Annotated in this window: 15 protein-coding genes; 12 read left to right on the top strand and 3 right to left on the bottom strand. The window is 64.3% G+C overall.

The features are described 5' to 3' along the window. From WYS_RS02140 to WYS_RS14010, 11 genes are all read left to right on the top strand, one after another. Positions 1 to 574 (top strand): 3-dehydroquinate synthase II (locus WYS_RS02140; RefSeq protein WP_019176509.1); only part of this gene is annotated, 574 nt, incomplete at its 5' end. After that, entirely contained in the window at positions 574 to 2,025 is a 1,452-nt protein-coding gene (gene aroE, locus WYS_RS14015; protein ID WP_187120206.1) for a shikimate dehydrogenase, read from the top strand. The genes WYS_RS02140 and aroE, both read left to right, overlap by 1 nt. Before the next feature lie 9 nt (positions 2,026 to 2,034). After that, positions 2,035 to 2,886, top strand: coding sequence for a shikimate kinase (locus tag WYS_RS02130; protein ID WP_019176507.1), 852 nt, complete (start codon positions 2,035 to 2,037; stop codon positions 2,884 to 2,886). After that, a complete protein-coding gene (gene aroA / locus WYS_RS02125; protein ID WP_019176506.1) occupies positions 2,883 to 4,151 on the top strand; it encodes a 3-phosphoshikimate 1-carboxyvinyltransferase in 1,269 nt (422 codons plus the stop codon). Before WYS_RS02130 ends, aroA begins: the two co-directional genes overlap by 4 nt. Continuing rightward, positions 4,148 to 5,224 (top strand): chorismate synthase, encoded by a 1,077-nt coding sequence (gene aroC, locus WYS_RS02120; protein WP_019176505.1) that lies wholly within the window; start codon positions 4,148 to 4,150, stop codon positions 5,222 to 5,224. Before aroA ends, aroC begins: the two co-directional genes overlap by 4 nt. Beyond that, entirely contained in the window at positions 5,217 to 6,284 is a 1,068-nt protein-coding gene (locus tag WYS_RS02115) for a bifunctional chorismate mutase/prephenate dehydrogenase (protein WP_019176504.1), read from the top strand. The genes aroC and WYS_RS02115 overlap by 8 nt, the downstream gene beginning before the upstream one ends. 5 nt (positions 6,285 to 6,289) lie before the next feature. Further along, positions 6,290 to 7,351, top strand: coding sequence for an aspartate-semialdehyde dehydrogenase (gene asd / locus WYS_RS02110; RefSeq protein WP_019176503.1), 1,062 nt, complete (start codon positions 6,290 to 6,292; stop codon positions 7,349 to 7,351). An 11-nt stretch (positions 7,352 to 7,362) separates the two neighbouring features. Continuing rightward, positions 7,363 to 8,529 (top strand): homocysteine biosynthesis protein, encoded by a 1,167-nt coding sequence (locus tag WYS_RS02105; protein WP_019176502.1) that lies wholly within the window; start codon positions 7,363 to 7,365, stop codon positions 8,527 to 8,529. Further along, complete coding sequence (locus WYS_RS02100) at positions 8,529 to 8,933, top strand: NIL domain-containing protein (protein WP_019176501.1); 405 nt, start codon at positions 8,529 to 8,531, stop codon at positions 8,931 to 8,933. The genes WYS_RS02105 and WYS_RS02100 overlap by 1 nt, the downstream gene beginning before the upstream one ends. Beyond that, positions 8,933 to 9,661 carry a UPF0280 family protein gene (locus WYS_RS02095; protein WP_019176500.1) on the top strand — a complete coding sequence of 243 codons (729 nt, stop codon included), beginning with the start codon at positions 8,933 to 8,935 and terminating at the stop codon, positions 9,659 to 9,661. Before WYS_RS02100 ends, WYS_RS02095 begins: the two co-directional genes overlap by 1 nt. A gap of 104 nt (positions 9,662 to 9,765) precedes the next feature. Beyond that, complete coding sequence (locus tag WYS_RS14010) at positions 9,766 to 10,992, top strand: ComEC/Rec2 family competence protein (RefSeq protein ID WP_019176499.1); 1,227 nt, start codon at positions 9,766 to 9,768, stop codon at positions 10,990 to 10,992. Here the strand turns inward: WYS_RS14010 and WYS_RS15865 are convergent. The 3 genes from WYS_RS15865 to WYS_RS02075 all read right to left on the bottom strand — a co-directional run bounded on the left by WYS_RS15865 (position 10,987) and on the right by WYS_RS02075 (position 14,030). After that, positions 10,987 to 11,139, bottom strand: coding sequence for a hypothetical protein (locus WYS_RS15865; RefSeq protein WP_162137681.1), 153 nt, complete (start codon positions 11,137 to 11,139; stop codon positions 10,987 to 10,989). The genes WYS_RS14010 and WYS_RS15865 overlap by 6 nt on opposite strands. 127 nt (positions 11,140 to 11,266) lie before the next feature. Then, positions 11,267 to 12,640 carry a B12-binding domain-containing radical SAM protein gene (locus WYS_RS02080; RefSeq protein ID WP_019176497.1) on the bottom strand — a complete coding sequence of 458 codons (1,374 nt, stop codon included), beginning with the start codon at positions 12,638 to 12,640 and terminating at the stop codon, positions 11,267 to 11,269. A 235-nt stretch (positions 12,641 to 12,875) separates the two neighbouring features. Next, complete coding sequence (locus WYS_RS02075) at positions 12,876 to 14,030, bottom strand: epoxide hydrolase family protein (protein WP_019176496.1); 1,155 nt, start codon at positions 14,028 to 14,030, stop codon at positions 12,876 to 12,878. Between the two features lie 290 nt (positions 14,031 to 14,320). Here WYS_RS02075 and hisG point away from each other — a divergent pair, with 290 nt between their 5' ends. Next, on the top strand, positions 14,321 to 15,184 hold the full coding sequence (gene hisG, locus WYS_RS02070) for an ATP phosphoribosyltransferase (protein ID WP_019176495.1): 864 nt from the start codon (positions 14,321 to 14,323) through the stop codon (positions 15,182 to 15,184). Positions 15,185 to 15,186: the final 2 nt, after the last annotated feature.

Here is a 15,186-nt window from a genome sequence, read left to right as displayed (position 1 = left end):
TTTTACGCCCGTGGCCGCGCAGGCAGGGTCGCAGGTCGAGCTCGCTCCCGTCAAGGTCACCAAGATCACCCCACTTACTGTGGGCGACAGAGTGTGTGTGGACACCTGCTCCCTCCTCCGCGTAGGGGAGGGGATGCTCATCGGCTCGCAGTCCGCCTGCCTGTTCCTCATCAGCTCGGAGAGCATGGAAAGCGAGTACGTCGCCTCGCGCCCGTTCCGCGTCAACGCCGGGGCGGTGCACGCGTACGTTCTGACCTCTTCCGGGAAGACCAAGTACCTCTCCGAGGTCAAGGGCGGCGAGGAGCTCCTGGCCGTCGATTCCGAGGGGAAAGCGCGCAATGTGGTGGTCGGCCGGGCCAAGGTGGAGCGGCGCCCCCTCCTCCTGGTGGAAGTGGACGCCAAGGGCAGGAGGTTCAGCACCATCCTGCAGAACGCTGAGACGATCAGACTGTGCACCCCCGACGGGCCGGTGTCCATCTCCGACCTTAAAGTGGGACAGATGGTCCTCGTAAGACTGGAGGAGGGCGGAAGGCACTTCGGCCACGCGATAAACGAGACCATCACGGAGGTATGATGAAGGCCTGCGTGGCCGTGGCGGAGAAGGACGTGAACGAGGCGGTCCGCTCCTGCCTGGCGGCCCAGGAGAGGGGCGCGGATCTGGTGGAGGTCCGGTTCGACCTAATGGACCACCTGCCTGAAGACCTCGCTCCCTTCAAGCAGGTCAAGGTGCCGAAGATAGCAACCCTAAGGACCGCGGACCAGGGAGGCAGGTGCGCGCTGGATGATGAGGCCAGGCTGCGCTTCTTCCGCCGGGTCGTCCGGGGCGGCTTCGAGCACATCGACCTGGAGGTCAGCTCATCCCTGATGAGGAGGGCGGACCACGACCTGCGAGGGGCGAACGTCATCGCCTCGTACCACGATTTCGAGAAGACCCCGAAGGTATCGAAGATCGTCGAGACCCTGGTGAGCGTTGCCTCTCACGGCCGCCTCGTCAAGGCGGCGTTCATGGTGAGGTCGGTGAGCGATCTCCATGACCTCGTCAGCGCCGCCAAGCTGTTCTCCCAGACGCAGCACAAGTTCATCCTGCTGGGCATGGGCGAGCTCGGGGAAGTGACCAGGCTCCTCTCCGACCGCATGGGGTGCGAGTTCACCTACGCGGCTCTGGAGAGAGGGAAGGAGACCGCCCCCGGGCAGATGGACATCGCCACGCTGAAGGGGCTGGGGCAGAAGCCCATCATCACCGGCCTGACGGGGCAGCCCCTTGGCCATTCCTACTCGGCAAAGATGCACGACGCCGCGTTCGAGGCCCTGGGCATCCCCGGCAGATATCTTAAGTTCCCCTGCAGCGAGGAGGAACTTGGCCAGCTGATGAGCGTCATGCGGGACCTCGGCATCAATGGGATGAACGTCACCATTCCCCACAAGGAGAGCGTGATGGAGCACCTTGACGAGGTTGACCCAACGGCCAAGAATGTCGGAGCGGTCAACGTCATCGTGAACAAGGACGGCCGCCTCATCGGGAGGAATACCGACGTTACCGGCCTGGCCGCAGCGTTCGGGGCCGCCGGCGCCGATGTGCGCGGGAAGCGCGCCCTGGTCATCGGGGCCGGGGGAGCAGCCAGAGCGTTCTGCTCGTTCCTCCGCGACCAGAAAGCGGACATATGGATCACCAACCGCACCATCTCCCGCGCGGAAGAGGTGGCCGAGGACTTCTCCGCTCAGACCATAGGGCACGGCGAGGCCGCCTCGGAGAGGTTCGACGCGGTGATCAACTGCACCCCCCTGGGCATGGCGGGGTTCCCCCACGAGCTGCCCATCGATCCGCGGGTGTTCCGTCCCGGGCAGGTGGTCATGGACGCCATATACAATCCGAGGATCACCCCCTTCCTCGCGGAAGCGGGGGCCCGCGGTGCCAAGACCATCTCGGGCATGGAAATGTTAATCTATCAAGCCATGGATGCTTTTGAGGCCTGGACCGGACAGAGGCCGGCCTATGAGGTCATGTCCGGGGCAGCGGGGCAGTAAGGGATACCGATGCGGGGGAGCGGGACCAGTCACGGCGCGGCGACCATCGTCAATGCCATTGCCAACGGCAAGGGCGCAGCCTTCGGCATCGACCTCAGGACCGTGGCCGAGGTGGAGCTCACCGAGGGCTATGGCGTGGAGGTCGTCATGGACGGGTTCCCCGGCGAGGACCCCGGCCTGGCGGAGAGGTGCGTGCGGGCGGTCCTGGACCGCCACGCTCCCGGGGAGAGGTACCACGCCCGGGTGAGGACCTCCTCCCAGATCCCCATATCGAGAGGCTTGAAGAGCAGCAGCGCCGCGGCCAACGCCATTATCAAGGCGGCCGTGGACGCCCTCGGCCTGGCGGACGAGCCCCTGGACCTGGTGCGCATGGGCACCAGGGCGGCCATCGAGGCCGGCGTATCGGTCACCGGCGCCTTCGACGACGCCTGCGCTTCCATGCTGGGCGGGATCGTGATGACGGACAACCGCAGCGAGACCTTGCTGGCCCGGGACATCATGCCCGATCATCTCAAGGTCGTGATCGACATCCCCGACCTCCAGATACGCAAGGGTTCATTGCCCCTCGACCGCATCAGGGCGGTGTCCGGGATAACGGACCTGGCGTTCCGCCGGGCCCTGGAGGGCGATTACCATCTGGCGCTCACGCTCAACGGCATGTGCTACTCCGCGGCCGCGGGCCTGGACCAGGAGGTGGCCATGGCCGCCCTGCAGAGCGGGGCGCTCTCCGCCGGGGTCACCGGAACGGGACCGGCAACTGTAATGTTGGTGGAAGAGGATAAGGTCCGCGACTTCCTGTCCGCCATGAAAGGCCGCCAGCTCGCCGTGGTGGACATATACAACGGAGAGGGGAACAAATGAAGCTTCAGGTCAGGCCATCCAACGTGAGCGGCGCCATCGCGGCACCGCCCTCGAAAAGCTACACACACCGAGCGCTGGTGCTGGCGGCCCTTGCCAAGGGCGATTCCAGGCTGAGCAATATGCTGCTGAGCGAGGACACCATGGCCACCCTGAAGGGCGTGGAGGCGCTGGGTGCCATCATCGACGCGGAGGGCGACGCCTGCACTGTCCGGGGCGGCAGGCTCAAAGCCCCCTCCGGGGAGATCGACTGCCGCAACTCCGGAACTACGATCCGCCTGCTCGCCGGGGTAGCCTCGCTCCTGCCGTACAACGTCACCTTGACCGGGGACGCTTCCCTGCAGTCCCGCCCCATGAAGCCGCTGCTGAACGCCCTCAACGAACTGGGGGTGAAAGCGGTCTCGGCGCGCGGGGACGGGATGGCCCCCCTCATCATCAGGGGCCCCAACAAAGGCAGGTGGGCGCACATCAAGGGAGACATCTCGTCGCAGTTCATCTCCTCCCTGCTCATCTCCTCCATCCTCAAGGAGCGGGACACCGAGATCGTCATCACCACCCCCCTTAAGTCCAAGCCGTACGTGGACATCACCGTGGACATGATGTCCAAGTTCGGGGCGATATGTTACGAGACCAAGAACGGCTACCGGGTCCTGGGAGGACAGTCGTACCGCTCCCTGGACTATGCCGTTCCAGGGGACTATTCCTCGGCCGCGTTCCCCCTGGCGGCCGCCGCGCTGACCGGGAAGGTGACCGTCAGCGGCCTCGACCCCCACGACCCTCAGGGCGACAGGAGGATCCTGGAGATCCTGGGCGATTTCGGGGCCCCGGTGAAGAGGGTCGGCGACGCCGTCACCGTGGAGAAGGGCGCGCTGGCGGCCATGGACGTGAACATGGGTGACTGCCCCGACCTGTTCCCCATAGTGGCGGTGCTGGCGACCCAGGCCGAAGGGACCACGCGCCTCACCAACGCCGAGCACCTCAGGTTCAAGGAGAGCGACCGCATCGCCGCCGTCACCTCATTCCTCAAAGCCATGGGGGCCGACATCGAGGCCACCGCCGACGGATGCGTGGTCAAGGGCCCCGCCAAGCTGAAGGGCAAGAACATCAGCCCGCTGGGCGACCACCGCATCCTGATGTCGGCGGCCGTGGCGGGCCTGGTGGCGGAAGGGCCGACCGCCATATCCGACGGGAGCTGCTACGACGTCTCCTACCCCCGGTTCCTGGAGCACCTCAAGGCCCTGGGGGCCGACGTGGGGGCGTCGGGATGAATACCATCGGCACCGCGCTGAGAGTGACCATATTCGGCTCCAGCCACGGCCCCGGGATAGGGTGTGTGCTGGACGGGGTGCCGGCGGGTATAGAGGTCGATCTTGACGACCTGCAGAGAGAGGTGGACCTGCGCCGCCCGTCGGGAGCGCTGGGGACGCCTAGGCAGGAGGCGGACAGGGTGGAGCTGCTCGCCGGGACCAAGGACGGCTCCAGCACCGGGGCTCCCATCGTCATCTTCATCGCCAACGGGGACACCGATTCCAGCAAGTACGAGAAGTTCAAGGTCGTTCCCCGCCCCGGCCATGCCGACCTCACCGCCCTCAGGAAGTACGGGGCCTCGCACGACATCCGCGGGGGAGGGCAGTTCTCCGGCCGCATGACCGCGCCGCTCGTGGCAGCAGGCGCGGTGGCCAAAGAGATGCTGCGCTCGCTGGGAGTGCAGACGGCCGCGTACACCCAGAGGCTCGGGAAGGTAGTGGACGAGGAGGACCGCACCTTCAAGGAGGTGCGGAGGGCAGCGAGGGAGAACCCCGTGAGGGCCGCCGACCCGGCCATCGCCCTGGATATGATCCACGAGATCATGGAGGCCAAGGAGGAAGGGGACAGTGTGGGCGGGGTGGTCCGCTGCCTGACCTTGGGGCTTCCGATCGGAGTGGGGGAGCCTTTCTTCGACACGCTGGAGGGCGAACTGGCCAAGATGATCTTCGCCATCCCCGGGGTGAAGGGCGTCGAGTTCGGGGTGGGATTCCGCGCCGCGGAGATGCGCGGCTCCGAGCACAACGACATATTCACCGTGGTCAACGGGGACATTCAGACCGTCACGAACAATGCCGGGGGGGTGCTGGGCGGCCTATCGAACAGCATGCCGCTGGACTTCAAGGTGGCGTTCAAGCCCACCGCGTCCATATCCATGGAGCAGAGGAGCGTGGACCTGGAACGAATGGAGGACACCACCATAAAGGTGGAAGGGAGGCACGATCCCTGCATCGTGCCCCGAGCAGTAGTGGTGGTGGAGGCCGCCACAGCTTTAGTATTGGCAGACCTATGCCTGAGAGGCGATTTCATTGCGTGAGAGCATCGAGGACATCCGGAAGAGGATCGAGAAGATAGACTATGAGATCCTGCGCATGATGGCCAACCGAACGGCCGCGGCGGTGGAGATGGGGCAGATGAAGGCTGCCGACGGCATCCCCCTGCGCGCGCCGGCGGTGGAAGAGAAGGTCGTGGCCCGCTACGTGGAAAGGGCCAAGGAGTTCGGGATGTCCGCTGAATCGGCCAGCGAGATCGCCACCCTGCTCATCCACGAGTCCATAGAGCAGCAGGGGAGGATCCCCCGCCCGGCCCTGTCCAAGCGCATATTGGTGGTCGGCGGGAACGGCAAGATGGGCGACTGGATGTGCCGCTTCTTCGCCGCCAGGGGCCATAAGATCAGGATCTACGACAGCGGGGACAATGACAAGTTCCCGGTGGAGAGGGACCTGGACAAGGGCGTCAAGGACGCCGAGGTCATCGTGGTGGCGGTGCCCATTTCCACTACCGAGGAGGTGCTGAAGAGCATCCTGGCCCTCCAGCCCAAGGCGCTGGTCTTCGACATCGCTTCCATCAAGGCGCCGCTCCTAGGCACCCTCCGGAATGCTGCCGCTGACGGCCTGGAGGTCTGCTCGGTCCATCCCATGTTCGGGCCGGAGACCGCCTCCATCATCGACCGCAACGTGGTGGTGTGCGACTGCGGCTCCCCGTCCGCGTCGAACCGCGCCCGGGAGCTGATGGACGGGGCCAACCTCATACCCATCGAAGTGGAGGAGCACGACCCCCTCATGGCGTACGTGCTGGGAATGAGCCACGCCGTCAACATCGCTTTCGCCGAGGCCCTCAACCAGAGCGGCAAGAGCTACGGCGACCTCAACCGGGCCGCCTCCACCACCTTCCGCCGCCAGGCCGAGACGGCCAGGGGGGTGGCGTCGGAGAACGCTCAGCTTTACTATGAGATCCAGCACCTGAACCCCTTCAACAACGAGGCGCTGACCTATCTGCAGAAGGCCGTGGACGACCTCAAGGACGCCGCGGCCAAAGGGGACCGGGAGGCCTTCGACCGGATGATGAGGGAAGGCAAGGAATACTTCGGAGGATAATAACGATGGCAAAGATCAAGGTCGCCGTCCTAGGGGCGACAGGCATGATAGGCCAAAGGTTCATCCAGCTTCTGGAGGACCACCCGCAGTTCGAGATGGCCGGGCTGTACGCCTCGGAGAGGTCCGACGGCAAGAGGCTGGGCGACACCCTGAAGATCAAGGACCACCAGTTCAAGGAGGACACCTTGGAGGCGAGGATTGAGCAGCTTGACGTCAAGAAGATCGCCAAGGCCGCCAGGGTCTCCTTTTCCGGGCTGCCCACCGACATCGCCGGCGACTTCGAGACCCAGCTTGCCAGGGCCGGGAACGCCGTCTTCTCCAACGCCGCGCCCCACCGCATGGAAGCGGACGTTCCGCTGCTGATACCGGAGTGCAACTCCGACCACCTGGACATGGTCAAGGAGCAGAGGACCTTTGCCGACGGCGGGTACATCGTCACCAACGCCAACTGCTCCACCACCGGGATCGCCCTGCCGCTGAAGGCGGTGGACGTGGCCTTCGGCCTCAAGTTCGTCAGCGTGTCCACGTACCAGGCCGTTTCCGGGGCCGGGTACCCCGGGGTACCGTCTCTGGACATAATGGGCAACATCGTCCCCTTCATCAAGAGCGAGGAGGAGAAAATGGAGATGGAGCTGGCCAAGATCCTTGGCACAGTGAATGACGGCAAGTTCGCGTACTCTCCGGTGCAGGTGCTGGCCAACTGTGCCCGCGTGCCGGTCGTCGACGGCCACCTGGAATCGCTGGTGCTGCAGACCTCCGAGGACGCCGACGTCGAGGGCATGATCAAGGCCCTGGAGACCTTTGCCGCCGAGCCGCAGAAGCTGAGGCTGCCCACCGCTCCCGTCAGGCCGGTCATCGTCAGGAGGGAGGATAACCGCCCCCAGCCGGCCATCGACGTGAACGCCGGCGAGCCCGCCCGGGCCGCGGGGATGGCCGCGGTGGTGGGCCGCGTACGGAAAAAGGACAACTACTTCAAGATGTTCGTGCTGTCCCACAACACCATCCGCGGCGGGGCGGGAGGCTCGGTGCTCAACGCCGAACTCGCCCTGGCCAGGAGACTGCTGTAAAAGGTGATACGTTGCTGAGGACCTATGAGGAGATAAACGCCAAGATCGCGAAGGGCGACGCCGTAGTTCTGACGGCGGAAGAAGCCATCCGCTTGGTGGAGGAGAAGGGAGTCGAGAAGGCGGCCAAGGAGGTCGATGTCGTGACCACTGGCACCTTCGGCGCCATGTGCTCCTCCGGCGCGTTCATCAACTTCGGGCACTCCGAGCCGCCGATCAAGATGTCCAAGGTGTGGCTGAACGACGTCCCGGCCTATACCGGACTGGCCGCCGTCGACGCGTACATCGGGGCGACGGAGCTGAAAGAGGACATGAAGCTGGACTATGGGGGAGCGCATGTCATCGAGTCCCTGATCAAGGGGGAGGCGGTGCACCTGCGAGCCACCGCGTACGGCACTGATTGCTACCCCCGCAAGGACATCGACACCTACATCTCACTGAAGACGGTGAACCAGGCGTACATGTATAATCCCAGGAACATGTACCAGAACTACGGCGTTGCCACCAACTCGTCGGAGAAGACGCTGTACACCTACATGGGCGAGCTTCTGCCGAGCTACGGCAACGTGACGTACAGCAGCGCCGGCCAGCTCTCTCCCTTGCTCAAGGACCCCCAGCTGCGCACCATCGGCATGGGCACCAGGATCTTCCTGGGCGGGGGCATCGGGTACGTGGCATGGGAAGGGACGCAGTACAAGACCAACGTTCCGGTGAGGAACGGGGTGCCGGCCTCCTCGGCCAGGGCGCTGGCGGTGATCGGCGACCTCAACGGCATGAGCGACGAGTTCGTGCGGGCCCTCAGCTTCACCGGCTACGGGACCACCCTGGGCATCGGCATCGGGGTCCCCATCCCCATACTGGACGAGGACCTCATGAGGTCCGCGTCGATCACCGACGACAAGATCTTCGCGCCGGTCCTGGACTACTCGATCCAGTCCCGCAACCGCAAGCCCATGGCCGAGGTCAGCTACGCCGAGCTGAGATCAGGGCACGTCGACCTCTTCGGCAAGAAGGTCAAGACCTCCTCGCTCTCGTCGTACTACAAGGCCAGGATCATCGCCGACAAGCTGAAGAAGATGATCGCGGACAGGGAGTTCACCCTCACCCCGCCGGTGGAGGTGCTGCCGAAGGAACGGGTCCAGAAGCCGCTGGACGTCCGCTCCCGAGAGGAGGTGCTGTAATGCCCAAGAAGAAGGTGGAGCTGCGCTTCACCCCCGAGAAAGCGAACGAGCCGGTGGCCTACGCCCTGGTCAAGGAGTTCGACCTCAAGTTCAATATCCTCAAGGCGGAGGTGAAGGTGGACGGGGGGCAGCTCCTGATCGAGGTGGAGGGCACCCCTGCCCAGCTCAGCAAGGGCGTTGCCTACCTCCAGGACATGGGGGTGCTAGTCAGGGAGCTGAACGAGTTCGTGACCAAGGACGACACCCGGTGCACTCACTGCGGGGCCTGCGTGTCCATATGCCCCGCCGAGGCCATGGAGCTGGACCGCGGCACCTGGAAGGTGGAGTTCCGCTCGGACCGGTGCATCGCCTGCGGCATGTGCATCACCGCCTGCCCGCCGGGGGCCATGAGGCTAAAGGTCTGATGCGGAAGCACTTCGAGGTCGGGGAGACCGCGGTCACCATCGTCGCGGACGAGCAGTTCGTCCCGGTGGCCGAAGCGTCCATCTTCCGCTCGAGGCAGACCATACAGCGGTTCATCCGGCAGGACCCCCTTTTCCGGCTGACCCTCGAGCCGTACCCCGCGCCGGAGGGCGCCGATCCCCTCATCGTCAGAATGTGCGAGGCGGCCGCGTCCGCGGGGGTCGGCCCCATGGCCAGCGTGGCCGGCGCGATCGCCGAGAGAGCGGTCCGGGATATGTGCGAGGCCGGCGCGGAGCGGGCCATCGTGGACAACGGCGGGGACGTCGCGCTGCTTTTGAACGAGAGCGCCAGCATCGGCCTGTACGCCGGCGAACACGTCAGGGGGATAGGCTTTGCTGTGCCCCCTCGCGAGGGCGTCTTCGGCATGTGCACCTCGTCGGCGACCATCGGACCATCCATCTCCTTCGGCGTCGCCGACGCGGCCACGGTGATCTCCGCCAACGTCACCCTGGCGGACGCCTGCGCCACCCGCCTGGGGAACCTTGTGACCGTCAGGTCGGAGGAGAGCTTAAGGGCCGCTCTCGATGATGTCACAGCCATAGCGGGCGTGGAAGGCGCATTGGTGGTGGCAGGGGACCTCATGGCCATGAAGGGCAAGCTCCCTCCCCTGACGCGAATGGAGTGCGAGAGGTCCAAGATCGCCAAGATCGAGCTGAGCACCGATCTCTGATGCCGGGCCTGGTCCGCTCTCACCCCAGGAAAACTTCAAGACGCAGCAGGGCATGAGCGCCTGCGGGATGTTCTCTGAAGAGAGGGACTAGGATCGTCGTAGCGATGCTTTTCGCAGTGATGCTGCTGTGCGCGGCCGCGTTCGCGTACGTCAGGCTGGGAGGCCCCTTGGGCTCCCCGCCGGACGGTCCGCCGGCGGCTCCTGACATCGTTCGGGTCAACCAGAGCGCCCAGAGCATCTACTTCGGGGACCTCTCCCCGGAGCCGAGCGTCGGTGACCTGAGCTTCCGGCTGTACGGCCCCGGCATGGGCCACGGCGACCGCGGCGCCTCCTCGGCGGGGCCGGTGAACGGCACCTACCTCATGGAGGACGTCCTTCCTACCGTAGACCTGCTGTTCCGCGACCTCAACAACGACTCCGCGGTCAGCAAGGGGGAGTACCTCACCGTGCAGGATACCGACGGCCCGCTGGCGACCGGCATATGGCACCTGGAGATGTCGTACCCAGGCCACGCGGCCGGCAATGTCACCTTCACCTTCCGCGTTCTGCCCGAGGGTACCAGCTATCAGGAGAACGTTAGGGTCGACTTCATCGATGTCGGCCAGGGCGACGCCGAGCTGATCACCACCTCGGACGGGAAGGTCGTCCTCATCGACGCCGGCACCAGGTCCTACTCGACGCTGCTGTCCTACCTGCAAGGCAGATCGGTGACAGCGCTGGATGCGTTCATACTCACCCACCCAGACGCGGACCACATAGGCGGAGCGGACGAGGTCCTGGAGCAGCTGGAGGTGCGGAGCGTCTACCATCCCGGGGTCCCCCTGCCCGCCCAGAACACCACTACCTACCGGGACTTCCTGGCTGCGGCGCAGGCGGAGGGCTGCCCCATCTTCACCGACGAGGACCTCGACCCCGGCGACTACCTCAACATAAGCGTCACCGAGGACTTCAGGCTCCTGACCATCAACGCCGCGGCCGATGACACCAATGATGCCAGCATCGTGGTGCGCATGACCGCGGAGTCCCGCTCCTTCCTGTTCACCGGGGACATCGGAGCCGAGGTCGAGGCGTGGCTGGTGGAGCACTACTCATACGATCTTGACGTCGACGTGCTTAAGGCCGCTCACCATGGCTCGAGGTACTCCAGCTCCGACGAGTTCTTGAACGCCGTCACTCCTGATATAGCGATCATCGAGGTCGGTGCCGGCAACTCCTACGGCCATCCCCACGCGGAGGCAGTGGACCGCCTGACCGCACACGGCGCCACCATCGTCCGGACAGACCTCGCCGGTACCTACGTGATCACGGTGGCCGGCGCGGTCATCTCATGACGTCTTTTGCTTCTCCAGGAGGCGGAGGAGGTTCAGGCATTTCTTTGAACCTCGCTCCACCTTCTCGTTGAGGCACCGGACGCGGTTCTTGCAGGTGATGCATCTGGTGGTCCATTTGAGCTCGATATCCCCTTTCTCAGCCGTCATCATGCCCACCTATCTTGGGCCCATAATGGGCTGGGGCAACATCAAGTTCACCCATGGAGGTAGATGAGAAAAAGAGGCCGGGGGCCGTGCCCCTCCCCGCCCCCACGGGGCCGGTCCCGGTCCGGCGTCAAAATGTCTTGATCCCGTTGGTGATGGCCTTGCGCGCGGCGGGGTTGGTGAGGTTTCCGAATATTACCTCCCGGGCGGTGGAGTTGACCAGTATCACGCGCAGGAGCTCCAGCAGCCCGTCCATGCTCTTCCATGCGCCTATGAAGGAGCCATAACCCTCGTTCACCAGCGATTCCAGATCCTCCCTGCTGGCGTTTTCCGGGAAATACTCGTACACGCGGTGGTTGGTCTTCCAATCCTCCGCCCCCACTACTCCTTTCTCGCTCATGTCGTGCCACAGCGGCGTGCCGAGGAGATAGTCGAGGATGTTGTACTGGACCCCATGGGGCCGCATGGACTGGGAAAGCTGTATGGTCGCCTTGATGTCCTCCTTCGATTCCACCGGCGCCCCGATTATGTAAGAGCATATCACCAGCATGCCGGCCTTCTTGGCGTTGGCCACCGCCTCGGCGGTCCTCTCGGCCGTCTGTTTCTTGTTGTAATATTCCAGCACGTGGGGGGACGCCGACTCCGCTCCGAAGTAGATGACGTTGAACCCTGCCGCCTTCATCTGCTCGAACATGGGCAGGGACGAGTGGCTGACCCTCCCCTCGCAGTAGAACTTCATCTTGATGCCGCGCTGCCGGATGAGGCCGCAGATCTCCTCCACCCTGGCCACATTGTGGGTGAAATTGTCGTCCACGAACACGCACTCGCGGTACCCCTGCTCATACAGCATCTCCAGCTCGTCCACCACGTTCTTGGCGGAGCGGTGCCGCCATTTGCGCTCCGAGAAGGCGGCGCAGGAGCAATAGGAGCAGGAGAAGGGGCAGCCCCGGGACGTGGATATGGTGGTGAACTTCCCGAAGGTCAGCGGTATCCCCTGGAAGTAGTAGCCGTAGTTGACCTTGTCCAGCAGGGAGCGGTCAGGGAAGGGCAGGGAGTCGAGGTCCTCCACCAGGGAGAGAGGGTTCTCCACCAGCGCGCCCTCGGGGGTGAGGTACGCCACGCCCTCGACGTCCGCCGGATCGGTGCCCTTGTCCAGATGGTCCAGCAGCTTCGGGAGCGAGAACTCGGCCTCCCCCTTGATGATATAGTCGATGAAGCGGTAATCGCGGAGGATCTCCTTGGGCGCGAAGGTGGCGTGATAGCCGCCCAGGATGATGAGCATGCTCGGGAACCTCCGGTGAGCTTCCTGCAGCACGTCCATGGTAGCGATGAAGGTGTGGGTGGAGCAGTTCATGCCCAGCATGTCTGGCCGCTCCCTCTCCACGCGGTCGAGGAACTCCTCCTTGGTGAGGTTCTCGCAGAAGGCGTCCACCACCACTACCTCGTCGCCGCGGGACCTTTTCAGGGAACCGGCAAGATATAACAGACCCAGAGGCGGCCACAACTCGGTGGACTTCCACGGCGGAGTAGCTAACAGAACTTTCAAAGCATCCCCGAGGCCCGAATATGACTTATTCACGCTTTATAGATTTCTGGTATATTCTTCGATAATCAGAAGGCCGGGCCTGGCCTCCTACCGTGCCCGGCGGCCGGCCCGCTGCTGGCGGATCTTTTTCCATCATACGATCGCGACGGGGTCCAACGGCGCCCCGGAACAAGGATGGCGCTGGCCGCCGCTCTCACCGTCCGGCATGGCCGGCCATGATCTTCCTCGCCCCCATCGTCTCCGCCGACTCCCGCACATCCCAGGCGAACTGCTCAGGCTCCTCCCAGGCCAGGAAGTGGCCGCCCCTGGGGAGCTCGGTGAAGCGCTTCAGGTTCACCCTGCGCTCGGCCCACTCCCTGGGAAGGGGGCCGTCCATGGGCCCGTGTGCCACCGCGGCCGGCACCTCGCCGCGCCCTTTGGCCGGCCCGGGATCATGAGCGGCCTCGTAATATATGCGCATCGAGGGGTTGATGGTCCCGGTGACCCAGTAGATCATTATGTTGGTCAGGATCTCGTCCCGGGGGATGCGCTTCTCTATCTCCTCCCCTGGCTCCATCATGGCGAAGAAGTTGATGAGCCACCCTGCCAGGCCCGCCGGCGAATCGCTCAGGCCGTACGCCAGGCTCTGGGGCTTGGTGGACTGGACCATGTTGAAAGCCCCCTGCTCCATCCACCACCCCTGGATGAACTGGGAGTACTCCCTCTCAGCAGGCGACAGGGACGAGAAGTCGGTACTAGCGTCCGGGTAGCCCACATCCGTATAGTGAGCGGCCACCAGCCTGTCGGAGTGATCGAGCGAGAGCGACCTGACGATGATTGCTCCCATGTCCCCGCCCGCGGCCATGTAACGATCGTACCCGAGGACATCGGTCATCAGTTCATTTAGCAGCTCGGCGGCGGCGCGCGGGGCGAGGGCCTTTCGCTCGGAGAAGCCGAACCCGGGGATGGACGGCACCACCACATCGAAGGCAGCGCCGGGGGCCCCGGCCTGGCCGGTCAGCAGGGGGATGACCTTGTGATAGCGATAGAAGGAATCGGGCCACCCGTGTACCAGCAGAAGAGGGACGCTGCCCTCTCCCTTCCCTCTCTGATGTATGAAATGCACCCTGGTCCCTCCAGCATCGGCCATGAAGTGGTCGAAGGCGTTGATCTCGGCCTCATGCCTGCGCCAATCGTACTCTTCCCGCCAGTACCGCACCAGGTCCTTCATGTACTCCAGGTTCGCCCCGTACTTCCATCCCGCCCCCTCCAGGTCGTCGGGCCATCTGGTCCTGCCAAGACGTTCTGATAGGTCATCCAACACCTCCTGGGGCACCTCGATCTTGAACCGCTCGACGCTTCCGCCCATCTCGAACCCTCCTTTGATGTCCTAGCTTCCTTGGACCGTTCCTTGGACCGCGCGTTACTAAAGCGCTTGCCCGAAATTTCCTCGAAGGGAGCGCATCCTGACGCGGGACAGCTGGGAATGACAGCGGACCGAGGCCGCCAAGATCTGGGCGCGCGGCGCGGAAAGAGGGGGAGGAGATCGCGAGCCAGACCGCCGGGGCGGGGCCGTCCAGAGCGGGGTGGACGGCGAGTTTTGCCCATATGTTAATTATGGGGTCCGGTTATCACCATGCCGAGCGAGAGGGAAAAGCAATGTCCATCAAACTGGCCGTGCCGAACAAGGGACGGCTCAACGAAAGATCGCTGCAGATCCTGAAGCAAGCGGGCTTGGAGATCGAGGACGGGGTCGAGCGCAAGCTCTACGCCACCGTCAAGAACGGGGACTTCTCGGTAATGTTCCTGAGAGCCTCTGACATCGTAAGTTTCGTGCACAAGGGCGCGGTGGACATGGGCATCACCGGCAGGGACCTGGTGCTGGAGTCCGGGCTGGACGTGGAAGTGATGCTGGACATGGGCTTCGGGCGATGCCGCCTTTCCGTGGCGGTGCCCGAGGAAGCGGGGATGGAGGAGGCGGAGGACGTCCCGGACGGCGCCCTAGTGGCCACTTCCTTCCCCAACATGGCCAGGAAGTATTTCGCCAAGCTCGGCAAGAAGGTGGACATCACCGTCATATCCGGCGCGGCCGAGGTCACTCCCCGGCTGGGGGTGGCGGACCTCATCGTGGACCTGGTGTCCAGCGGAAGTACGCTTAAGACCAACCACCTGAAGGAGATCGCCGTCATCGCCGAGTCGGAGGCGGTGGTCATCGCCTCCAAGAGGTCTCTGGAAGAAAAGGGCGAGGAGATGCGCGATCTCGCCTCCGCGCTCCGGAGCGTGGCCGACGCCGAGGACAAGAAATACCTCATGGCCGACGTGCCGGTGACCGCCCTCGACGACATCAGGAAGTTCCTCCCCGGGATCGCCGGCCCCACCATCATGAACATCGTGGGGCGGGATGACGTGGTGGCGATCCACGTGGTGGTGGACAAATCCAAGATCTATGATTCGGTGAACAAGCTCAAGCGGCTCGGGGCCACGGGCATTCTCATCATGCCCATCGACCGCATGGTGCCGTAGGT

The sequence above is a fragment of the Methanomassiliicoccus luminyensis B10 genome (genome assembly GCF_000308215.1).
GTDB classification, from domain to species: Archaea; Thermoplasmatota; Thermoplasmata; order Methanomassiliicoccales; family Methanomassiliicoccaceae; genus Methanomassiliicoccus; species Methanomassiliicoccus luminyensis.
This window is presented reverse-complemented; position numbering and strand designations above follow the sequence as displayed.

Coding starts and splice junctions, on each gene's coding strand:
- WYS_RS02130 (WP_019176507.1), top strand. CDS start 2,035: ATGCGGGGGAGCGGGACCAGTCACGGCGCGGCGACCATCGTCAATGCC.
- aroE (WP_187120206.1), top strand. CDS start 574: ATGAAGGCCTGCGTGGCCGTGGCGGAGAAGGACGTGAACGAGGCGGTC.
- aroA (WP_019176506.1), top strand. CDS start 2,883: ATGAAGCTTCAGGTCAGGCCATCCAACGTGAGCGGCGCCATCGCGGCA.
- asd (WP_019176503.1), top strand. CDS start 6,290: ATGGCAAAGATCAAGGTCGCCGTCCTAGGGGCGACAGGCATGATAGGC.
- WYS_RS02100 (WP_019176501.1), top strand. CDS start 8,529: ATGCCCAAGAAGAAGGTGGAGCTGCGCTTCACCCCCGAGAAAGCGAAC.
- WYS_RS02075 (WP_019176496.1), bottom strand. CDS start 14,030: ATGGGCGGAAGCGTCGAGCGGTTCAAGATCGAGGTGCCCCAGGAGGTG.
- hisG (WP_019176495.1), top strand. CDS start 14,321: ATGTCCATCAAACTGGCCGTGCCGAACAAGGGACGGCTCAACGAAAGA.
- aroC (WP_019176505.1), top strand. CDS start 4,148: ATGAATACCATCGGCACCGCGCTGAGAGTGACCATATTCGGCTCCAGC.
- WYS_RS14010 (WP_019176499.1), top strand. CDS start 9,766: ATGCTTTTCGCAGTGATGCTGCTGTGCGCGGCCGCGTTCGCGTACGTC.
- WYS_RS02095 (WP_019176500.1), top strand. CDS start 8,933: ATGCGGAAGCACTTCGAGGTCGGGGAGACCGCGGTCACCATCGTCGCG.
- WYS_RS15865 (WP_162137681.1), bottom strand. CDS start 11,139: ATGACGGCTGAGAAAGGGGATATCGAGCTCAAATGGACCACCAGATGC.